Annotated in this window: 19 protein-coding genes; 4 read left to right on the forward strand and 15 right to left on the reverse strand. The window is 70.3% G+C overall.

The window, feature by feature from the left end; translation table 11 throughout:
- Window positions 1–78 precede the first annotated feature (78 nt).
- From prcA to FK268_RS05725, 8 genes are all read right to left on the reverse strand, one after another.
- On the reverse strand, window positions 79–789 hold the full coding sequence (gene prcA, locus FK268_RS05690; RefSeq protein ID WP_146432101.1) for a proteasome subunit alpha: 711 nt from the start codon (window positions 787–789) through the stop codon (window positions 79–81).
- The gene (gene prcB, locus FK268_RS05695; protein WP_146432103.1) at window positions 786–1562 is read right to left on the reverse strand and encodes a proteasome subunit beta; all 777 of its coding nucleotides are present in this window, start codon (window positions 1560–1562) and stop codon (window positions 786–788) included. The genes prcA and prcB overlap by 4 nt, the downstream gene beginning before the upstream one ends.
- On the reverse strand, window positions 1559–1753 hold the full coding sequence (locus tag FK268_RS05700; RefSeq protein WP_068569600.1) for a ubiquitin-like protein Pup: 195 nt from the start codon (window positions 1751–1753) through the stop codon (window positions 1559–1561). The genes prcB and FK268_RS05700 overlap by 4 nt, the downstream gene beginning before the upstream one ends.
- A gap of 122 nt (window positions 1754–1875) precedes the next feature.
- Complete coding sequence (locus FK268_RS05705; RefSeq protein ID WP_146432105.1) at window positions 1876–2334, reverse strand: nitroreductase family deazaflavin-dependent oxidoreductase; 459 nt, start codon at window positions 2332–2334, stop codon at window positions 1876–1878.
- Between the two features lie 4 nt (window positions 2335–2338).
- Window positions 2339–3829: a depupylase/deamidase Dop gene (gene dop, locus FK268_RS05710; protein ID WP_146432110.1), complete on the reverse strand. Its 1491-nt coding sequence runs from the start codon at window positions 3827–3829 to the stop codon at window positions 2339–2341.
- A 63-nt stretch (window positions 3830–3892) separates the two neighbouring features.
- Window positions 3893–6448, reverse strand: coding sequence for an ATP-binding cassette domain-containing protein (locus FK268_RS05715; RefSeq protein ID WP_146432112.1), 2556 nt, complete (start codon window positions 6446–6448; stop codon window positions 3893–3895).
- 71 nt (window positions 6449–6519) lie between these two features.
- Entirely contained in the window at window positions 6520–8247 is a 1728-nt protein-coding gene (gene arc / locus FK268_RS05720; protein ID WP_146432114.1) for a proteasome ATPase, read from the reverse strand.
- Window positions 8248–8280: 33 nt separating this feature from the next.
- Entirely contained in the window at window positions 8281–9108 is an 828-nt protein-coding gene (locus FK268_RS05725; protein ID WP_146432116.1) for a tRNA (adenine-N1)-methyltransferase, read from the reverse strand.
- Between the two features lie 64 nt (window positions 9109–9172).
- Between FK268_RS05725 and FK268_RS05730 the strand changes: the two genes are divergently transcribed.
- Window positions 9173–10006 (forward strand): thioesterase family protein, encoded by an 834-nt coding sequence (locus FK268_RS05730; protein WP_146432118.1) that lies wholly within the window; start codon window positions 9173–9175, stop codon window positions 10004–10006.
- A gap of 1 nt (window position 10007) precedes the next feature.
- Here FK268_RS05730 and hisG read toward each other — a convergent pair whose 3' ends face one another.
- Both hisG and FK268_RS05740 read right to left on the reverse strand, forming a co-directional pair.
- Window positions 10008–10853, reverse strand: coding sequence for an ATP phosphoribosyltransferase (gene hisG / locus FK268_RS05735; RefSeq protein WP_146432120.1), 846 nt, complete (start codon window positions 10851–10853; stop codon window positions 10008–10010).
- Window positions 10854–10882: 29 nt separating this feature from the next.
- The gene (locus FK268_RS05740; protein ID WP_146433376.1) at window positions 10883–11146 is read right to left on the reverse strand and encodes a phosphoribosyl-ATP diphosphatase; all 264 of its coding nucleotides are present in this window, start codon (window positions 11144–11146) and stop codon (window positions 10883–10885) included.
- Window positions 11147–11182: 36 nt separating this feature from the next.
- Between FK268_RS05740 and FK268_RS05745 the strand changes: the two genes are divergently transcribed.
- Window positions 11183–13081 carry an alpha/beta hydrolase gene (locus FK268_RS05745; protein WP_146432122.1) on the forward strand — a complete coding sequence of 633 codons (1899 nt, stop codon included), beginning with the start codon at window positions 11183–11185 and terminating at the stop codon, window positions 13079–13081.
- 2 nt (window positions 13082–13083) lie between these two features.
- Here FK268_RS05745 and FK268_RS05750 read toward each other — a convergent pair whose 3' ends face one another.
- Window positions 13084–14007, reverse strand: a complete 924-nt coding sequence (locus tag FK268_RS05750; RefSeq protein ID WP_146432124.1) for a glycoside hydrolase family 27 protein — start codon at window positions 14005–14007, stop codon at window positions 13084–13086.
- Window positions 14008–14124: 117 nt separating this feature from the next.
- On the opposite strand from FK268_RS05750, the gene FK268_RS05755 reads away from it, so the two are divergent.
- A complete protein-coding gene (locus FK268_RS05755; protein WP_146432126.1) occupies window positions 14125–14526 on the forward strand; it encodes a hypothetical protein in 402 nt (133 codons plus the stop codon).
- Here FK268_RS05755 and FK268_RS05760 read toward each other — a convergent pair.
- Window positions 14513–15166, reverse strand: a complete 654-nt coding sequence (locus FK268_RS05760; protein WP_146432127.1) for an HAD family hydrolase — start codon at window positions 15164–15166, stop codon at window positions 14513–14515. The genes FK268_RS05755 and FK268_RS05760 overlap by 14 nt on opposite strands.
- An 84-nt stretch (window positions 15167–15250) precedes the next feature.
- Here FK268_RS05760 and FK268_RS05765 point away from each other — a divergent pair, with 84 nt between their 5' ends.
- Window positions 15251–16963, forward strand: coding sequence for a bifunctional metallophosphatase/5'-nucleotidase (locus FK268_RS05765; protein WP_146432129.1), 1713 nt, complete (start codon window positions 15251–15253; stop codon window positions 16961–16963).
- A 3-nt stretch (window positions 16964–16966) separates the two neighbouring features.
- On the opposite strand, the gene FK268_RS05770 is transcribed toward FK268_RS05765, so the two are convergent.
- The 3 genes from FK268_RS05770 to metH are packed head-to-tail and all read right to left on the reverse strand — an operon-like array spanning window position 16967 to window position 21691.
- Window positions 16967–17857, reverse strand: a complete 891-nt coding sequence (locus tag FK268_RS05770; RefSeq protein ID WP_146432131.1) for a DUF2268 domain-containing putative Zn-dependent protease — start codon at window positions 17855–17857, stop codon at window positions 16967–16969.
- A 45-nt stretch (window positions 17858–17902) separates the two neighbouring features.
- On the reverse strand, window positions 17903–18076 hold the full coding sequence (locus tag FK268_RS24140; RefSeq protein ID WP_158636053.1) for a hypothetical protein: 174 nt from the start codon (window positions 18074–18076) through the stop codon (window positions 17903–17905).
- A 9-nt stretch (window positions 18077–18085) separates the two neighbouring features.
- Window positions 18086–21691, reverse strand: a complete 3606-nt coding sequence (gene metH / locus FK268_RS05775) for a methionine synthase (protein WP_146432132.1) — start codon at window positions 21689–21691, stop codon at window positions 18086–18088.
- Between the last annotated feature and the right edge of the window lie 33 nt (window positions 21692–21724).

A 21724-nucleotide genomic window follows, 5' to 3' on the forward strand; every position in this document is an offset into this window, starting at 1 on the left:
AGGCGCGCAGTCACGGGCGCGCGCTCCCGATCCGGAGGTGGTGCCAGCGCTACCTCGTCGATCGGCCGGTGTGCACCGTCAGCCGAGCAGGGCGCCGACCCGGTCGTCCGCCAGCCTCTTGAAGGCGCGCCGCGGACGGTTGTGGTCGAGGATCGCGACCTCGAGCTCGGCCGCCTCGAAGGTCTTGGCCTCCGCTGTCGCGCTCGAGCCGTTCGACGGTGCCGGGGCACCGAGCGCCTTCACCGCCAGCGCGACAGCAGCCGCCAGGTCGAGGCCCTCCTCGTAGCCCTCGGTGAGCACCGGCGTGATCGACTCGGTCTGGCCACCCATGACCACGAACTGCTTCTCGTCGCCGACGGAGCCGTCGTAGCCGACCCGGTACAGCCGGGACGCGGCGCTGTCGGGTGTACCGACCTCCGCCACGCACAGCTCCACCTCGTAGGGCTTGGCCTGCTCGGTGAAGACGGTGCCCAAGGTCGATGCGTAGGCGTTGGTCAGGGACCAACCGGTGACGTCGCGGCGCGAGTACTGATAGCCACGGGTGTCCGCGAACTGGATTCCCGCCCGGCGCAGCGACTCGAACTCGTTGTACTTGCCGACCGCCGCGAAACCGATGCGGTCGTAGATCTCACTGATCTTGTTGAGCGAGCTGGGATTGTCGGCCACGAAGAGCACCCCGTCGGCGTACTTGAGCACCACGACGCTGCGACCGCGGGCGATGCCCTTGCGCGCCAGCTCCGAGCGATCGCGCATGATCTGCTCGGCGGAGGCGTAGTACGGGAACGTCACTGCTCTCCTCCCCTCGCCGCGATCACGCGGTCGGTCGCGGCGGCCACCTCGGCCTCGGCGACCTCGACGGCACCGTCGGCGGTGATGACGATCGCCGTCGGGTACAACTTGCGCAGCACGTCCGGACCGCCGGTCGCCGTGTCGTCGTCCGCGGCGTCGAACAGGGCCTCCGCGGCGACGTCCAACGCACCGCTCGCGTCGAGGCCGGGCCGGAAGCGCTTCTTGATCGACGACTTCGCCCAGGCCGAGCCGGAGCCGATGGAGTGGTAGCCCACCTCGTCGTGCCAGTCGCCGGTCACGTCGTAGGAGACGATCCGGCCGCGGGCCTCGGCCTCGTCGAACCCGACCAGCAGCGGGACGGCGGCCAGCCCCTGCAGCGCGGCGCCGAAGTTGCTCCGCACCATGCCGGCGAGGCGGTTCGCCTTGCCCTCGAAGGTGAGCGGGACGCCCTCGATCTTCTCGTAGTGCTCCAGCTCCACCGTGAACAGCTTGACGATCTGCTTGGCGATGCCAGCGGTACCCGCGATGCCGACGGCGGTCAGCTCGTCGGTCACGAAGGTCTTGATGATGTCGCGCTGCGCGATGAGGTTGCCCATCGTGGCCCGCCGGTCACCCGCGAGCAGCACGCCGCCCTCGAAGGCGACGGCCACGATCGTGGTGCCGTGGGGCACGTCCGGCGCACCGTCGGACCCGGAGCCCCGGCCGGGCAGCGCCTCCGGCGCCACCGCAGCGAGGTGCTCGACGAACGACGACCCGCCGTGCAGGGGCGTCACTGGCCGCCCTTCTGCACGTACGCGCGCACGAAGTCCTCGGCGTTCTCCTCGAGCACGTCGTCGATCTCGTCCAGGAGATCGTCGGTCTCGTCGGTCAGCTTCTCGATGCGCTCCTGGCCGGCACCCGACGGTGCGCCCGCGAGATCCTCGTCGTCTCCGCCGCCGCCACGCTTGACCTGCTCCTGCGCCATCTCGCTGCCTCCTTCGCGACCATCCCGGGCCGCACGACCCGATGAATCAACACTACCGGCCGCGCCGTCTCCCGTGGTTCCGTACACGCCGCCCGGCCGTTGCACGATCCGCGGGAGTCGTGTCAGGCGGGGCGGAGCCGCACGACGGGGATCGGGCGCGTGGTCTTGCGCTGATAGGCGGCGTAGCGGCCACCGTTGTTGGCGTCAGCGAGGTCCCAGAGCCGCTGGTAATCGGCATCGCCGGGCTTCAAGGCCTCGACGGTGGCCGGGAACCTCTCAGTGCCGACCTGGACGTCGACGGTGCCGGCGGCGACCATGTTGTGGAACCACGCGGGGTTCCGCGGAGCGCCGCCCTTCGAAGCGACGACCACGTAGTCGGCACCGTCGGCCACGTAGGTCAGCACGGTCGTGCGGGGCTCCCCCGACTTCGCGCCGACGGTCCGCACGATCAGGCTGGGAACGCCGAAGAGCAGTTTGTGCCCGATGCGGCCGCCGGAGCGCACGTACAACTCACCGTGCGCCTTGAGCACCTCGGGGAAGACCTTGGCGTACAGCTTGCCGACCTCGCGACCGATGTCCATGTCCCTAGCCTCGCAGAGAATCCACGAGCTCGCGCGCGGAGGCCGCGTCGTCGAGCAGGGCGCCGACGTGCTCCTTCGTGCCCCGCAGCGGCTCCATCGTGGGGATGCGCACGAGCGATTCGGCGCCGATGTCGAAGATCACCGAATCCCAGCTGGCCGCGGCGATCTCGGTGCCGAACCGGCGCATGCACTCGCCGCGGAAGTACGCCCGGGTCGACTCCGGCGGCGTGGTGACCGCATCCATCACCTGCTGCTCGGTCACGAGCCGCTTCATCGAGCCGCGGGCGACGAGCCGGTTGTACAGGCCCTTGTCCAGCCGGACGTCCGAGTACTGCAGGTCCACGAGCTGCAGCTTCGACGCCGCCCACCCGAGGCCCTCGCGCTGCCGGATGCCCTCGAGCAGGCGCAGCTTGGCCGGCCAGTCGAGCTCGTCCGCGAGCCGCAGCGGATCGTCGGCGAGGGTGTCGAGGACGCGCACCCAGGTGGCGTGCACGTCGAGCGCCCGGGCGTCGTCGGAGCCCTCGAGGAAGGTGCCGACACGGTCCGCGTACGCGCGCTGGATGTCCAGCGCGGTCATGGTGCGGCCGTCGGCCAGTTCGAGCGGCACCGACAGGGACAGGTCGCGCGAGACCTGGTGCACGGCCGTCACCGGCGTCGCGAGCTGCAGGTCCGACAGGTCGACGCCGGCCTCGATCAGGTCGAGCACCAGCGACGAGGTGCCCACCTTGAGGTACGTGGAGGTCTCCGCGAGGTTCGCGTCGCCGATGATCACGTGCAACCGCCGGTACTTGTCCGGGTCGGCGTGCGGCTCGTCGCGGGTGTTGATGATGCCGCGCTTGAGCGTGGTCTCGAGCCCGACCTCGACCTCGATGTAGTCGGCGCGCTGCGAGAGCTGGAAACCGGGCTCGTCACCGTTCGCGCCGATACCCACCCGTCCGCTGCCGCAGAACACCTGGCGAGTCACGAAGAACGGGGTCAGGCCGGCGACGATCGCCGCGAACGGGGTGTCGCGGCGGCACAGGTAGTTCTCGTGCGTGCCGTACGACGCGCCCTTGCCGTCGATGTTGTTCTTGTACAGCTGCAGGGTCGGTGCGCCGGGCACCGTCGAGGCGTAGCGGGCCGCGGCGTCCATGACCCGCTCCCCCGCCTTGTCCCAGATGACCGCGTCGAGCGGATCGGTGACCTCGGGAGCCGAGTACTCGGGATGCGCGTGATCGACGTAGAGCCGTGCCCCGTTGGTGAGGATCATGTTCGCCGCGCCGATCTCGTCGGCGTCGATGATCGGCGCCGGTCCGCCCCGCCCGAGGTCGAATCCGCGCGCGTCGCGCAGCGGCGATTCCAGGTCGTAGTCCCACCGGGTCCGCTTGGCGCGCGGGACGGCCGCCGCGGCCGCGTACGCCAGCACCGCCTGCGTCGAGGTGAGGATCGGATTGGCCGTCGGGTCCTTCGGCGCGGAGATCCCGTATTCCACCTCGGTACCGATGATGCGCTGCATGCCGCCCAGCCTATCGCTGGGCCGCGTGCGCTCCTCGGCAGGCCGGGGCCCGCGCGACGAGCGTCAGCGGGACGTCCGCGAGATCCGGAACCAGGTGGCGAGCCACAGCACCACGCCGATGCCCGCAAGCACACCGATCGCGATGCCCCACTGGGTCGGCGTCGAATTCCACAGGGGGTCGATCGCCTGCATCGTCGGGCGTCCGGAGACCGCGTCGATCTGCTTCTGCAGCTCGACGGTGGACGCGCCGGCCGCGAAGCCCCACCGCGACGGGAACAGCCACGAGATCTGTTCCAGCCCGACGCGCTCGTGCAGCGCGAACAGGCCACCGCTCATCACCAGCTGCACCATCACGACGACCACGAGCATCGGCATCACCTGCTCGCTGGACTTGGCCAGCGCGGAGATCAGCAGGCCGACCAACGTGGACACGCAGGCGAGGATCGCGATGTCGATGACCAGCTCGACGGGCGCGCTGGCCAGCACGGAGCCCTGCGCGGTCGACTGCTTCACGCCGAGGATCACGATCGCCATCATCATGCTCGCCTGCAGGGCGGCCGCGATGAAGTAGACCAGCGTCTTGGCGGACAGGTACGCACCCGGCCCCAGACCGACAGCGCGCTCGCGCTGGTAGATCGCACGCTCGCCGACCAGGTCGCGCGAGGTCAGCGCTGCGCCCATGAAGCAGGCCCCCACCACCAGCAGGACGAGGATCATCTTCGCGCCGCTGTACCCGTCCGGGAGCGAGTACGGCGAGGCGAGGCCGTCATCCGCGGGGACGAGGAGCGTGATCCCCCCGAGCACCAGCGGCAGCAGGAGCAGGAAGATCAGATATCCGCGGTCCGCCAGGATCAGTCGCAGCTGGCGTCGCGCGACGACCGAGAGCTGTTTGCGCACCGAGGTCTTCGGCGCCTTCGTCGGTGTCGGCGGCGCGCCCGTGGGCGCGGGCGGCGGCGGTGCGGGATGCGCGGAGCGATAGCGCTGCCACGCCACGTCGGGCTGCTTGGCGGCGAAGTCGAAGATCTCCGCCCAGTCGCTGGTGCCCATCGCGGCCTGCACGCCCTTCGGCGAGCCGCAGTACGCGGTCTTGCCGCCGGGCGCAAGCAGGAGCACCTGGTCGCACATGTCGATGTGCGTGAGCGAGTGGGTCACCACGATCACCACGCGGCCCGCGTCGGCGAGGCGTCGCAGCGTCTGCATCACCTGGCGGTCGAGTGCCGGGTCCAGGCCGGACGTGGGCTCGTCGAGGATGAGCAGCGACGGGCCCGTGAGCAGCTCCATCGCGACCGAGGCGCGCTTGCGCTGCCCGCCGGACAGCTTGTCCACGCGCGTCTGCTTGTGCTCGGTGAGCTGCAGCTCCGCGAGAACACCGTCGATCACCTGATCCCGGTCGGCCTTGCTCATATCGGGCGGCAGCCGCAGCTCGGCCGCGAACCGCAGCGCCTGCTGCAGCGTGAGCTGCCGGTGCAGCACGTCGTCCTGCGGGACCATGCCGATGCGGGAGCGGAGCGCGTCGAAATCGCGATGCACGTCGCGGCCCTCGAACTCGACCCGGCCTGCGGTCGGCGTGACTGCGCCGGAGACCACCCGGGACACCGTCGACTTCCCGGCGCCCGACGGGCCGATCACGGCGGTGAGTGTGCCCGGGGCGGCGCGGAAGTCGACGCCGTGCAGCAGGGTCTTGTTGCCGTCGACAGTGAGCGTGATGCCCTGGACAGCGAGGCCCGCGCCGGCGAACTCCTGGGCCTTGGGCCGCTCGAGGCGTCCCTGCTCGACGATCAGGTCGGAGTTGCCGATCGTGACCAGATCACCGTCGCGCAGCGGCGTGGGACCGGCGATGCGCCGGCCGTTGACCTGGGTGCCGTTCGCCGAGCCGAGGTCCTCGATGACGAGTCCCTGCGGGCCGGTGAGCAGCCGTGCGTGCCGGCGCGAGACCAGCATGTCGCCGAGTGCGATGTCGTTGTCGGGCGTGCGGCCGATGGTCAGCTGGCCGGACCCGACGGGGGCCGAGGGCATCTTCTGGACCTGGTAGAGCCCGGTGTTGCCCGCCATGGCCCGCAGGTGGGGCGCCACATCGCCCGTCGGGCGCGGGGGCACCGGGGGCCGCTGGGCCGGGATCTGCGCCGACGGTGCGGGCTGCCGCGGCGGCAGTTGCATCGGCCGCGACGGCGGCGCCGGATTCGACGACGGTGCCGCGGCGGGCGGCGGTGCCGGGTTCGACGGTGCGCGCCGTGCGGCAGGAAGGTGCTGGACCGGCTGCTGGGGAGCGGCGGGCGGAGGGGTCCGCGCGGGCGGCGGGGGCGGTGTGGTCGAGCGAGGCGCCGCCGACAGGACGACCGCCGCACCGGTCCGCGGATCGCCGAACATCAGTTGCTGCACACCGTGCAGCGCGATCGTCGGCCGGCGGACCCCGCCCACGAAGACGCCATTGGTGCTGCGGTCCGTCAGGATCCACCCCGTGGGACTCGCGGACGCGACGGCGTGCGTCCGCGAGACCAACGGGTGGTTGATCGTCACGTCCGATTCGAGCGTGCGCCCGAAAGTCACCGTCTTACCCGGGGCGAAGGTCAGCGTCTGGCCGTCCACGGTGACGGTGAGAACTGCGGTATCCGTACTCATCACGGATCACTATATTCAGACGGCCCTTGCCCTGGGCTTATGCGGCGCTTGTCGTGCAGTACCGCGCTCGACTACAGGTACTGACCCGTGTTGTTCTCGGTGTCGATCGCGCGGGACGCGCTGGAGTTCTTGCCGGTCACCAGCGTGCGGATGTAGACGATCCGCTCGCCCTTCTTGCCCGAGATCCGCGCCCAGTCGTCGGGGTTGGTGGTGTTGGGCAGGTCCTCGTTCTCGGCGAACTCGTCGACGATGGACTCCAGCAGGTGCGTGATCCGCAGGCCCGGCTGCCCGGTGTCGAGGAAGCTCTTGATCGCGTGCTTCTTCGCACGGTCCACCACGTTCTGGATCATCGCGCCGGAGTTGAAGTCCTTGAAGTACATGACCTCCTTGTCGCCGTTGGCGTAGGTCACCTCCAGGAACCGGTTGTCGTCGGTCTCCGCGTACATCCGCTCGACGACCCGCTCGATCATCGCCTTGACGCAGGCCTCACGATCGCCGGCGAACTCCGCGAGATCCTCCTCGTGGATCGGCAGTGCCGGGGTCAGGTACTTCGAGAAGATGTCGATGGCGCCCTCGGCGTCGGGACGCTCGATCTTGATCTTCACGTCCAGGCGGCCGGGCCGCAGGATCGCGGGGTCGATCATGTCCTCGCGGTTCGACGCGCCGATCACGATGACGTTCTCCAGGCCTTCGACACCGTCGATCTCCGAGAGCAGCTGCGGCACGACGGTGGTCTCCACGTCCGAGCTCACGCCCGAACCGCGGGTGCGGAAGATCGAGTCCATCTCGTCGAAGAAGACGATGACGGGCGTGCCCTCCGATGCCTTCTCGCGAGCGCGCTGGAAGATCAGCCGGATGTGCCGCTCCGTCTCGCCCACGAACTTGTTGAGCAGCTCGGGGCCCTTGATGTTGAGGAAGTACGACTTGACCTCGCGCGCATCGTCGCCGCGGACCTCCGCGATCTTCTTCGCGAGCGAGTTGGCGACCGCCTTCGCGATGAGCGTCTTGCCGTTGCCGGGCGGGCCGTACAGCAGGACGCCCTTGGGCGGGCGCAGCGAGTAGTCCTTGAACAGGTCCTTGTGCAGGAAGGGCAGCTCGACGGCATCGCGGATCAGCTCGATCTGCCGGCCCAGGCCGCCGATGTCGGAGTAGTCCACGTCCGGGACCTCTTCGAGGACCAGGTCCTCGACCTCGGCCTTGGGAATCCGCTCGAAGGCGTATCCGGCCTTGGTGTCCACCAGCAGCGAGTCGCCGATCCGCAGCTTGCGCTGCGGCAGCCCGAACTCGTCGACACCGGGGTCCTCGGAGGCCTGCAGTGCCAGCGGGGCGGCGAGGCGCACCACCCGCTCCTCGTCGGCGTGGCCGACGACCAGGGCGCGGGCACCGTCGTCCAGGATCTCGCGGAGCGTGGAGATCTCGCCGACGGACTCGTACTCCCCCGCCTCCACGACGGTGAGCGCCTCGTTCAGGCGCACCGTCTGGCCCGTGCGGAAGGCGGCCACGTCCAGATTCGGGGAGCAGGTGAGCCGCATCTTGCGCCCGGAGGTGAAGACGTCCACGGTGTCGTCCTCGTAGGTACCGAGCAGGACCCCGTAGCCCGACGGCGGCTGCCCCAGCCGCTCGACCTCCTCGCGAAGGGTGAGCAGCTGGTTGCGCGCATCGCGCAGCGTCTCGAGCAGCTTCGCGTTCCGGGTGGTGAGTGCGTCGACCCGCTCGCGCAACACCGCCGCGGACGTGGCCTGCGAGGCGGGCGCGTCCGCCGATGCGCCCGAGGGACGGGTCGGATCCGGTTCCGTCACGAGTGAACTCCCTTTCCGTGGGGACTTCTCACGCTACCCCTTGTTGGATCGGCGCTGCGGACGCGGCGCGACCGTGCCGTCGGCCAGACGCCGGCAGGTGATGAGGAAGGCGGTGTGGCCCTGCATCCGGTGCGAGGGGCGCACGGCGAGCCCGACCACGTGCCATTCGCGCACGAGGGCCTCCCACGAGCGCGGTTCGGTCCAGATGGCCTGCTCGCGCATCGCCTCGACGACCTTCGAGAGCTGGGTGGTGGTCGCGACGTAGACGGTGAGCACGCCGCCGGGCACGAGGGCCTTGCCCACGGCGTCGAGTACGTCCCACGGGGCGAGCATGTCGAGCACCACCCGGTCCACCTGCGGGCCGTCGTACTCCGCGAGGTCACCGAGCTGCAGGTGCCAGTTCTCGGGGCGGCCGCCGAAGAACTCCTCGACGTTCTTCGCGGCGTACTCGGCGTGGTCCTCGCGGACCTCCCAGCTGGTCACCGAGCCCTCGGGGCCCACGGCTCGCAGCAGTGAGCAGGTCAGTGCTCCCGAGCCCGCGCCGGCCTCGAGGACGCGGGCGCCGGGGAAGATGTCGCCCTCCGCCACGATCTGCGCGGCGTCCTTGGGGTAGATCACCTGGGCGCCGCGCGGCATCGACAGCACGTAGTCGGTGAGCAGCGGTCGCAGCGCGAGGTACGGGGTGCCGTTGACGGCCTTGACGACGCTTCCCTCGGGGGCGCCGATCAGCTCGTCGTGCCGGATTCCGCCCTTGTGGGTGTGGAACTCCTTGCCGGCCTCGAGGTGGACGGTGAACTTCCGGCCCTTCGCGTCCGTCAGTTGCACTCGGTCGCCCACTACGAAGGGCCCACTGTTCGCCATGGTTGGACATTGTCCCAGCGACCCCGGTGTTCCGACGAATCCGACGTGTCGGTAGGACTGAACCATGGCTGATGACGCGTTCTTCCACCCCGCCGGGACCCTCGACGCCGGCGGCTTCGAGTTCGAGGTCTTCGACCCCACACCGTCGACCGCCAGCGTGTGGGCCGACACGATGCAGCACGGCGCCCCGCCCGCGGCGATCATGGTGCGCGCCATGGAGAAGTTGGTCGGGGCGGGCTCGCGGGTCTCCCGCGTGACGATCGACCTACTCGGCGTCGTGCCGATCACGCGCACCCGGGTCCGGGCCTGGGTCTCCCGCCCCGGCCGGACGATCTCGCTGCTCGCCGCGGAGATGGAATGCGTCGACGGCTCCGGCGAGTACCGCACCGTCGCGCGGGCGCAGGCCTGGGCGCTCGCGGCGTCGGACACCACCGCCATCGCCCGTGACCTGTCCCCCGCGCTGCCTCCGCGCCGCGATGCGCCGGGGGCCATGCCGGACTTCTTCAAGCACCTCAAGGATCAGGGCTTCCTCGCGGCGTGCGAGTGGGTCTTCGTCGACCGCCCGGACGCCGACGAGGAGGGCCCGCGCTGGTGCTGGATGCGCGCGAAGATCCCACTCGTCGCCGGCGAGGAACCCTCGCCGCTCGTGCAGGTCTTCTCCGTCATCGACGCCGCGAACGGCATCTCCGCCTACCTCGACCCCACGGCCGTGACGTGGATGAACATGGACATGACGGTGCACCTGCACCGCTCGCCGCAGCTCGTCGACGGCTGGGTGGGCGTGATCGGCGACCAACTGGTCGGGGGCGAGGGCATCGGCACCACCGTCTCCCGGATGTACGACGGTGCCGGCGCCTTCGCCGTCGGGGCGCAGACGCTGCTGGTCGCCGCGCGCTGACCTAGAAGCGGCAGCTGCGGATGTCGGTCATGAGGATCGCCTTGGCGCCGAGATCGGCCAGGTCGTCCATCACGCCGTTGGCGTCCTTGCGCAGCACCATGGCGCGGACGGCGACCCAGGCGTCGTCGGCCATGGGGGCCACCGTCGGCGACTCGAGGCCGGGCGTCACGGCGATCGCACCGTCGAGCAGCGTGCGCGGGCAGTCGTAGTCGAGCATCACGTACTGCCGGCCGAAGACGACGCCCTTGAGCCGCGCGGTGATCTGGTCCCGGGCCCGGCTGGACTCGGCGCCGACGCGCTCGATGAGCACGCCCTCCGAGTCGCACAGCGACTCGCCGAAGGCGACCAGGTTGTTCTGACGCAGCGAGCGGCCGGACTCGACGACGTCGGCGATGAGGTCCGCGACGCCGAGCTGGATGGAGATCTCCACGGCACCGTCGAGGCGGATGACCTCTGCGGACATGCCCCGTGCGGCCAGGTCCCGGCGTACCAGGTTCGGGTACGACGTGGCGACGCGCTTGCCGTCGAGGTCGGCGACGGACCAGTCCCGCCCGGCCGGGCCGGCGTAGCGGAAGGTGGAGCGGCCGAAGCCCAGCGCGAGCCGCTCGGTGAACTCGGCGCCCGAATCCAGCGCGAGGTCGCGGCCGGTGATGCCCATGTCGAGCTCGCCGGAGCCGACGTAGAGCGCGATGTCCTTGGGCCGGAGGAAGAAGAACTCCACCTCATTGGCGTTGTCGATGACCGTGAGGTCCTTGGCGTCCGAGCGGCGGCGGTAGCCGGCCTCGCTCAGGATGGCGGCGGCGGCCTCGGAGAGCGCGCCCTTGTTCGGTACGGCGACCCGCAACATGTGAGTGGTTCCTTCGGGAGGTCTTCGGGCTACAGGTAGGAGTAGACGTCGTCGAGCGTCACGCCGCGCTTGATCAGGAGCACCTGCAGCCAGTACAGGAGCTGCGAGGCCTCCTCGGCCAGCTGCTCGTCGCTCTGGTACTCGGCCGCGATCCAGACCTCGCCGGCCTCCTCGTTGACCTTCTTGCCCAGGAAATGGATCCCGCGGTCCAGCGCCTCGACGGTCCCGCTCCCGGCGGGCCGCTCCTCGGCCTTGGCGGCCAACTCCGCGAACAGCGTCTCCATGGTCTTCACGGAGGTCATTGTCCCACGCGAACTAGAGTGGTCCGTGTGGAGGGCAGCGCGACGGACGAGGCGGCACCGTCGACCCCGCTCACGGACGGTCCGGCAAGCACCCCCGCCAAGGGCGCCGCCCAGTACCGCTACACGCGGGCGCTGATCCGCGCGCGCCTGCGCGTCGTGCGGGCCGCTCGGGATCCGGATCGCTTCCTGCGCGAGAACTACGAGGACTTCGCCTCCCGCCATCCGCTGCTCGCGTGGGCCTGGAGCCTGCTGCACCTGGATTTCGCCGGCCTCTTCGTCGGCGGCCTGTTCCTCATGAGCAGCCTGACGGTCTCGCTGCTCCCCCGGTCCTGGTTCTTCCAGGGCATCGTCTCCGGGATCAACGCGGTGATCGGCTACGCGATCGGAGTGTTCCTCAAGTGGGTGATCGTCGACCTACTGGTGCGCGCACACCCCATTCGCGACGACCCGCAGCGCTCCCGCTTCATTCCCGTGTGGCGCGCGCTGATCGTGCTCGGCGTCCTGCTCGGTGGACTCACGATGATGGTCGCCGCCAAGCGCTGGCAGGACGAGGTGCGGGCGCTGATGGGCATGCCGCCCGGGTCGAACCTCTGGTACGTGCTGACGCCGATCATCGCCTTCGTCGTCGCGGCCGCGTTGATCTCGACCTTCCGCGTGCTGCGCGACCTCGGCCTGTTCCTCGCGCGCCGCGCGAACAAGTACCTGCGCGTGCCGCAGCCCGCGGCGAAGGTGCTCGGCTTCGGATTGGTCGTCCTCCTCGTCGTCTTCGCGGTCAACGACGTGGGCTTCCGGGCGTTCACCGCCACCGCGAACACGCTCGCCTCCTCGACCAACGACCAGGAACTGCCCGAGTATCCGCAGCCGCCGGAGGCCTGGCGGTCGGGCTCGGCGGGCTCCGCCGCGAAGTGGTCCGGACTCGGCAACGAGGGCCGCAAGTTCGTCTCGGGCGGCCTGCGCGCGGCGCAGATCGCACGGTTCACGACGCGCCCCGTGGCCGAGCCCGTGCGCGTCTACGTGGGCCTGGAGAACGCCGCCACCCCGGAGCAACGGGTCGCGCTGCTGCACCGCGAACTCGCCCGGACGGGCGCCCTCGACCGCAAGTACGTGGTGGTCGTGCCGACGACGGGCTCCGGCTGGGTGAATCCGACCGCGGCGCGGGCGATCGAGCTGATGTACGACGGCGACGTGGCCCTGGTCGCGATGCAGTACTCGTACCTGCCGAGTTGGATCTCCTTCGTCACCGACGGCGAGGCCTCCCTCGAATCCGGTAAACGCCTGATCGGCGCGGTCGTCGCCGACGTGCGCGCCCGCCCCGTCGCAGCGCGCCCGAAGCTGCTCGTGATGGGCGAGAGCCTCGGCACGCGCGCCGGCGAGGGTGCCTTCTCCGGGCTGCCCGACATCCGGGACAAGGTCGACGGGGTGGTCTGGCTCGGACCGCCGCGGGCCAACCCGATCCACTCCGCCATCACCGCCCGGCGCGATCTCGGCACGCCCGAGGTCCTCCCGACGTACACCGACGGGCTGATCGTCCGCTTCACCGACGGCCGGCGACCATTGGCCGGCGACGGCGGCAGCGGCGGCGCGGAATGGCTGGCGCCGCACGTCGTCTACGTCCAGCATCCGTCCGATCCGGTGGTGTGGTGGTCGACGGATCTGATCCTGCGGCAGCCGGATTGGCTCAAGGAGCCGCCCGGGCGGGACCGCAGCCCGGCGATGGCCTGGTACCCGTTCGTCACGTTCTGGCAGGTCTCGGCCGATCTCGCCAACGCCGCCGGCGTGCCCGACGGGCACGGCCACAATTACGGCACCGCGATGGTCGACGCCTTCGCCGCAGTGCTCCCACCCGCGGACTGGACGCCCGCCGACACCGAGCGGGTACGGATGGCGGTGATGGCCAGCGCCGCGATCGACGGGGCCGAGAAGTAGCGTCAGCGCCTCGCCGCATCGGTCAGCAGAGCGCGTACCTCCGGCGTCAGTGCGCTCACGTCGCAGCCGAGGATCAGCGGCGAACCGAGCCGCGACCATTCGAGGATCTGCGTGCGCGCCTGCGCGTCGCTGACGCCGGGGAGACCGACGACCAGCATGTCGAGGTCGCGGACGGTCCCGGGCGCCGGTGGAACGTCGGCGAGTACGTCGCCGATGCCCTGGTCCCCCTCCGGCCCGGCCCCCGTCCGCCAGGTGGGCACCACGTCGTTGGTCACGCGCACGGCGTCGGCGATGCCCGCCCAGTTCCCCGTGGCTCCGGGCACCGTCCCGGCCACGCCGCTGTTCGGATTGATCGCGTAGGTGATCGTCCTGCCCGTGCGGGCGAGCGCGTCGCGCATGACGCGGAACGCTCCGACCTGGGCCGATCGCGAGGTCCCTGATCCGCACCAGTCGTACTTGAGGTAGTCCACGCCCCACGCCGCGAAGGTCCGGGCATCCAGGTCCTCCGTACCGGCACTGCCGGTACGGCCCGGGTACGCACCGCTCCGCTGCGCGCACGTCCGGTCGCCCGGTGAGGCGTACAGGCCGAACCGCAGGCCCCGCGCATGCAGGTAGGCACCGAGCGCCGCCATCCCCGACGGGAAGGTCGACGGGTTCGCCCGCAGCCGCCCGTCCGCGCCGCGATCGGGAGCCGACCAGCAGTCGTCCACCACGACGGTGCGATAGCCCGCGGCGGCCAGGCCGCTGGTGACGAGGCCGTTCGCCTGCCGCTCGACGTCGTCCTCGGTGACGCCGCAGCCGTAGACGTTCCACGAGTCCCAGCCCAGAGTGGGTGCGACGGGAGCGCGGGGTGGATCGACGGGCGACCCGCAGGCGGACGCCGACACGAGCAACATCGCGACGACGGGGAGCAGGGCGTTACGCACGAGTCCGTGGTACCGCGACGGGCTGGGAGCGCGCTGTCAGCACGCTGCTCGTGACGCCCAACACAATGGGCCGTCTGGGGCGCGCGCATCCACCGATCCGGCGCTAGCGTCGGCGACATGAACCCACGTTGGTTTGCGCTCGGCGCCCTGGCTCTCGCCCCATTGGCCGGCTGTTCGACGTCCGACGACTCCCAGACGGCGAGTCCGGTCAGCTTCGCCGCCGCGTCCGCCCCCGCTGAATCGGCCGCCGCCGCCGCGACCGGCGAGGTGCCACGTGCTGCAGCGGGAACGGTGTGCGGCTCGCTCGACGTCGCGAAGGGGTCCGCCGCGGTGGTCGTCCGCGAGGGACGTGCCAACTGCGTCGATGCCCTCCGCGTGGGCCGGGTCTACCTGGCCGCGGCGGCGCAGTCCGAGGGACGCGCGGTCACGATCGAGACGTCCGGGTGGCAGTGCTCGGCCCGGGTCACCGATTCCGTCGGTACCTGCCGCGCCGGCGGTGACGTCTTCAGCGTCGGCTGAGGTCCGCGAACCGGGCGCCCTCCAGCGTCCCGATGTGCAGCGCACCGTCGAGCACGGGCTCGGGACCGACGGTGAGGACGGTGCACCCCGCCTCGAGGGCGGAGCGGGCCCCGGTCGGCGAGTCCTCGACCGCGACGCAGTCCGTGGCCGCGACCCCGGCCAGCTCCGCGCCGCGGAGGTACGGATCCGGTGCGGGCTTGGGGCTGGGCACCTCGTCGCCGCAGACGGTGGCGACGAACCGGTCCCGGCCCAGGGTGCCGAGTGCGTGCTCGGTGACCTCGCGGATCGTGTTGGTGACGAGGACCAGCGGGACGTCCGCGGCGGCCAGCAGATCCAGCGTCTCGCGGGCACCGGGCTGCCACGGAATGCCGTCGTCGAACAGCTCGACCACCCGGTCCGACACCCACCGCTCCGCGCCGGCGTAGTCGCGCTCCCCCTCGGGGACCTGCGCGAAGTCGAACAGCTTGCGCAGCGCGTCGCCGGTGGCGTTGCCGAGGGTCGACTCGCGGGCCTCGGGGGTGATCTCGAAGCCGAGGCCGCGGGTGAACTCGGCGACCGCGATGTCCCACAGCTTCTCGGAATCGAGGAGGGTGCCGTCCATGTCGAACAGGACCGCGGCGGGCAGCGACGGAGAGGTCATGCCGCCCACCCTAGGTGGGGCGGCGCACGGGGTGTTAATTCATTCGTCACTCGAACGACGGGTCACTGTGTTTGAGTTCCGATCATGCGTACTCGCAGGCTGCACCTCGCCATGGCACTGACCGCGACCGCCGCGCTCCTCGCGAGCTGTGGTTCCTCCGGTAAGGATGCGGCGCCGTCGTCGTCCGCGGCCTCCTCGTCGACGGCGAAAGCCGCCTTCTCCGTACCCGGTGTCGACGACCTCCCCGCTGCGAACCCGGACCAGGTGCACCTGCTGGGCTTCAACGACTTCCACGGCAACCTGCAGCCGCCCACCGGCTCGACCGGGAAGATCGGCGGCAAGGAGGCGGGCGGTGCCGCCTACTTCTCCACCGCACTGCAGCGCCTGAAGAAGCAGTACCCCAACACCCTCACCGTCGCCGCGGGTGACCTGGTCAGCGCCAGCCCCCTGGTATCGGCGCTGTTCCGCGACGAGCCGACGATCAAGTTCCTCAACTCCGTGGGACTGCAGGCCTCCTCGGTGGGCAATCACGAGTTCGACCACGGCACCATCGAGCTCGAGCGGCTGCAGAAGGGTGGCTGCGCGCCGCAGGGCTGCGAGCCCGGCGAGCCCTTCACCGGCGCCGCCTACCAGTACCTGGCCGCGAACGTGACGAACGCGCAGGGCCAGCTCCCACCCGGCACGGTGCCGTGGAAGATGTTCGAGGTCGGCGGCCGCAAGATCGCCGTGATCGGCACCGTCACCCCCGAGACCGCGACGATCGTGGCTCCGGAGGGCGTGCGCGGCTACTCCTTCGGAGACGAGGCCGACGCGATCAACAAGTACGTCCCCGAGATCAAGGCCGCCGGTGCGCAGGCGATCGTCGCGACCATGCACGACGGTGGCGCGCAGTCCGGCTCCGGCGAAACGGATCCGAACGCCTGCAACGGCGTCTCCGCGCCGGTGCCCGACCTCGCCCAGCGGATCGATCCCGCGGTCAACGCCATCCTCACGGCACACTCGCACCAGGCCTACAACTGCACGATCGGCGGTCGCACCGTGACGCAGGCCGCGTCGTACGGCAGGCTGATCACCGACGTCACCCTCGACTTCAGCGGCTCGGCGGTGAAGTCGACGGCGGTGAACCGCGTCGTCCGCCGCGACCTGCCGGCGGACGCCGCGACACAGCGTCTCGTCGACTTCTACGAGAAGGAGGCCAAGCCGCGCGCCGACCGGGTGATCGGGACGATCCCCACGGACCTCAAGCGCGAGGCCTTCCCCGGCGGCGACTCCCCGCTCGGCGACGTGATCGCCGACGCGATGCTGTTCACCACCCGGCCTCCGAACGAGGCCGCGGGTCAGATCGCGCTGATGAACCCCGGTGGCGTACGCGCCGACCTCAAGGGCGGCGACGTGACCTACGGGTCCGCGTACACCGTGCAGCCCTTCGGGAACCAGGTGGTCACCGTCTCGCTGACCGGGCAGCAGATCATCGACCTCCTCGAGCAGCAGTGGAAGAACCCGGATAAGACGACGGTGCTGGCACCGTCGGGCATCACGTACAGCTACGACCCGAACGGCGCCCCGAACCGGAAGGTCGTACGCGACAGCGTGAAGATCGGCGACCAGCCGATCAACCCGGTCGCGAAGTACCGCGTGACCACGAACAACTTCCTCGCGGCCGGCGGTGACGGGTTCAGCGTGTTCACACAGTCGACGGACCTCACCGTCGGGGGCATCGACCTGGACGCGCTGGAGAAGTACCTGCAGGCCACCCCGCAGCTGCAGGTCCCGACGAGCCGGGTGACGAAGCTCTAGCGGTCACCCGCGGTCCGCGGCGAGGCCCACGGAGATGACCTCCCGCGCGTCGGCGTGGACCGCCTCTGCGGCCGTGATGCCGCGCTCCGCCAGATAGGTGTCGACGAGACGGTTGCCCACCGCGTAACCCGCGCCGGTCGGCAGGCCCAGCGGCGGCGCCCCGAAGCGGCCTGCGATCGCGTCGCCGAGCACCCACGAGGCGAAGTTCTGCATGCCCGTCACGTCCAGACCGCCCGCCACAGCGGCGAACAGGGCGTCGTCGTGGCGGTGCGGGACGCCGATCCGTGCGGGGCCGAGCTCGTCGCCGTACATCTCACGCGCCAGCGCGTCCGCCAGTCCCTCGGAGACGATCTGCTCGCCGACGGTGACGGTCGCCGGATCCCAGAGCACGCCGCCGGGCGCGTACCGCACGTTGTGGTCGAACTCGTGGACCGCCATCGCCTCCAGGCGGTCCAGGTTCTCCGGCGACGGCCAGACGTTGAGGTACAGGTAGCCGGTGACACTGCCGTTCGCAGTGAGGCCGAGGGCCTCGTCGAGGAAGATCCGGTCCCCGGGGTCGCCCACGACGAGCAGCACGCGGACCTCCGGCAGGTCCACGCGCTGCAGGCCGACGGCCAGACGGTCCGCGGCATGCCGCAGCGCTTCTTCGATGCGGCCCCACGCATCGGCGGCGTGGAGCCGTTCGAGCGCGTCGAGGCAGGTGTCGGTGTCGCGATCGAGCGGGAATCCGGACGACGCCGCGTGCATCGCGACCAGGTCGACGGGACCCGGGAAGTGCCGGTACATCCCCGCCGCCGGGCGCCACATCTCCTCCAGCAGCCCGGCGCGCTCCGCGACGGGCCGCTGGAGGATCGCCCGCATGGCGGAGTACGTGTCGAGGACTGTGATCTTCATGCCCCGGACGGTAGGGCCTCACGGAGCGGGAGGGTCAAGCCCGATCTACCGGTCCAACTCCAACGCTGCGACGACGCCCTTCACCGCGTCGAGCGCACCGTCGAGAGACTCGGCCCAGGACGCTGCGATCTGCAGGCCGGCGGCGTCGTCGAGGCGCCAGAACCACGCGCCCTCGTCGCCCGCCTCTCCGGCCTGCAGATGCAGCCTGTAGTCGTCCATACCGCGGACCTAGGTGTTGAAGTACTTCGCCTCGGGGTGGGTGAGGACGAAGGCGTCGGTGGACTGCTCGGGGTGCAGCTGCAGTTCCTCGGACAGCTCGACGCCGATCCGCTCGGGCCGCAGCAGATCGACCATCTTCGCGCGGTCCTCGAGGTCCGGGCAGGCGCCGTAGCCGAAGCTGTAGCGCGCACCGAGGTACTTGAGGTCGAAGAAGTCGGTGACCGCCGACGGATCCGTGTCCGCCACCTTCCGGCCGCCCGGGAGGATCAGCTCCTGCCGGACCCGCTGGTGCCAGCGCTCGGCGAGCGCCTCGGTGAGCTGCACGCCGATGCCGTGCAGCTCGAGGTACTCGCGGTAGCTGTTGGCCGCGAACAGCTCGTTTGCGGCGTCGGCGATGGGCTGTCCCATGGTGACCAGCTGGAAGGGCAGCACGTCGACCTCGCCCCGGGCGCGTGCGGTCTCGCGGTCGCGGATGAAGTCCGAGATGGCGAGGAACCGGCCGCGTTGCTGCCGCGGGAACTCGAAGGAGTACCGCACCGGCGCATCGGGTTCCGGGGACTCGAGGACGTCGATCGTGTTGCCGTGGCTGACCGCCGGGAAGTAGCCGTAGACCACCGCGGCGTGATCGAGGATCTTCTCCGACTTGAGCTTGTCGAGCCAGTACCGCAGCCGGGGCCGGCCCTCGGTCTCCACCAGTTCCTCGTACGACGGGCCCTCGCCCTTGCGGGCGCCGCGCAGGCCCCACTGGCCGAAGAACAGCGCGCGCTCGTCGAGCAGGGAGGCGTACTCGCTGATCGCGATGCCCTTGACCACGCGGGTGCCCCAGAACGGCGGGGTGGCGACCTCGAAGTCGAGCGCCACGTCGGAACGCTCGGGCACGACGACGGGCGCGGCCTCGGCCTTGCGCTTCTCGGCGATCCGCTTGCTGCGGGCGTGCCGTTCCTTGCGCTCGCGGGCCTTCTCCGCGGCGGCGATCGCCTCGGGGCTGTCCGGGGCCGGACCCTCACCGCGCTTGAGGGCCATGATGTCGTCCATGAGCCGCAGGCCCTCGAAGGCGTCGCGGGCGTAGCTGACCTCGCCGTCGTAGACCTCGGCCAGGTCGGTCTCGACGTAGGCGCGGGTCAGGGCCGCACCGCCGAGCAGCACCGGGTACTTCTCCCCCAGGCCGCGGGTGTTCAGCTCCTGGAGGTTCTCCTTCATCACCACGGTGGACTTCACCAGCAGCCCGGACATGCCGATCACGTCGGCGTGCTTGTCCTCGGCGGCCTCGACGATGGCGGCGATCGGCTGCTTGATGCCGATGTTGACCACCTCGTAGCCGTTGTTGCTCAGGATGATGTCGACGAGGTTCTTGCCGATGTCGTGGACGTCGCCCTTGACGGTGGCGAGGACGATCCGGCCCTTGCCGGCATCGTCCTCGGACTTCTCCATGTGCGGCTCGAGGTACGCGACGGCCGCCTTCATCACCTCGGCGGACTGCAGCACGAAGGGCAGCTGCATCTGGCCGGAGCCGAACAGCTCACCGACCGTCTTCATGCCGGACAGCAGGGTGTCGTTGATGATCGCCAGCGCCGGCTTCTCCTGCAGCGCCGCGTCGAGGTCGGCGTCGAGGCCCTCGCGCTCCCCGTCGACGATGCGCCGCTCCAGCCGCTCGAACAGCGGCAGCTTCGCCAGCTCCTGCGCCCGCGATTCGCGCGCTCCCGCGGCGGAGACGCCCTCGAACAGCTCCATGAGCTTCGACAGCGGGTTGTAATCCGGATCGCCCTGCGACTGCAGCCCCTCGACACCGCGACGGTCGTAGACCAGATCCAGGGCGGTCTCGCGCTGGACGTCCTCGATCTTGCTCATCGGCAGGATCTTCGAGGCGTGCAGGATCGCCGAGTCCAGGCCCGCCTCGGTCAGCTCGTGCAGGAACACCGAGTTCAGCACCTGCCGGGCGGCCGGGTTCAGGCCGAAGCTCACGTTCGAGAGGCCGACGGTGAAGTGCAGCTCGGGGTACTTCTCGTGCAGGATGCGCACGGCCTCGATGGTCTCGAGGGCGTCCCGTCGGACCTCCTCCTGGCCCGTCGAGATCGGGAAGACCAGCGGATCGATGATGATGTCGTCGAGCGCCAGGCCCCAGTTCCCGGTGAGGTCGGCGATCAGGCGCTCGGCGATCCGCACCTTCCACTCGGCGGTGCGGGCCTGGCCCTCCTCGTCGATCGTCAGCGCGACCACGGCGGCGCCGTGCGCCTTGACCTGCTCCATGATCTTGGTGAACCGCGACTCCGGGCCGTCGCCGTCCTCGTAGTTCACCGAGTTCACGGCGCACCGGCCGCCCAGGTGCTCGAGTCCGGCCTGGATGACCGCGGGCTCCGTCGAGTCGATCATGATCGGCAGCGTCGACGCCGTCGCCAGGCGGGCGGCGAGCGCGGCCATGTCCACCGCGCCGTCGCGCCCCACGTAGTCGACGTTGAGGTCGAGCATGTGGGCGCCGTCGCGGATCTGATCCTTGGCGATGTCCACGCACTTGTCGTGGTCCCCCGCCAGCATCGCCTCTCGGAAGGCCTTGGAGCCGTTCGAGTTCGTGCGTTCGGCGATCATCAGGATCGAGCTGTCCTGCGCGAACGGCACCGAGGTGTAGAGCGAGCTGATCGCGCTTTCGGTCTCGGGCGCGCGTCGCGCCTGCTCGGTGGCCCGGACCGCCTCGGCCACCTGGCGGATGTGCTCCGGGGTGGTACCGCAGCAGCCGCCGACGAAGCTCAGGCCGAATTCGGTGACGAACCCGGACAGGGCCTCCGCGAGCTCCTCCGGCGTCAGCGGGTACTCCGCACCGTTCTTCCCGAGGACGGGCAGGCCGGCGTTCGGCATGACCGAGACGGGGATGCTCGCGTGCCGGGACAGGTGCCGCAGGTGCTCGCTCATCTCGGCGGGACCGGTCGCGCAGTTCAAGCCGATCATGTCGATGCCCAGCGGCTCCAACGCCGTCAGAGCCGCACCGATCTCCGAACCCAGCAGCATCGTCCCGGTGGTCTCGACGGTCACGTGCACGATGATCGGAATCCGGCGGTCCAGTTCCTCCATCGCGAGGTGGCAGCCCAGCACTGCGGCCTTCGACTGCAGGATGTCCTGGCAGGTCTCGATGAGGAAGGCGTCCGCGCCACCGTCGAGCATGCCCCGCGCCGCCTCGGCGTAGGCGTCCCGGATCACGGCGAACGAGGTGTGGCCCAGCGTCGGCAGCTTGGTGCCCGGTCCGATCGAGCCCAGGACGAACCGCGGCGTCCCGTCGGCCGCGAACTCGTCCGCGACCTTCCGGGCGATCGCCACGCCCTTCTCCGACAGCTCCCGGATCCGGTCCGCGATGTCGTAGTCACCCAGGTTGCTCAGATTGCAACCGAAGGTGTTGGTCTCGACGGCGTCCGCACCGGCCGCGAAGTACGCGCGATGGATCTCCTCCAGCACGTCCGGACGGGTGTCGTTGAGGATCTCGTTGCAGCCCTCCAGCCCCAGGAAATCGTCCAGGGTCAGGTCGGCTGCCTGCAACATCGTGCCCATCGCACCGTCGCCTATGAGTACACGGCGTGACGCCGCCTCCAGGAAACTCGACTGCAGCGGCTGCTGATGCGTACGGGTCATGGGTCAAGGGTAGTCGGTGACGGCAAATCGCCT

The organism is Tsukamurella sputi, from assembly GCF_007858445.1.
GTDB lineage: Bacteria > Actinomycetota > Actinomycetes > Mycobacteriales > Mycobacteriaceae > Tsukamurella > Tsukamurella sputi.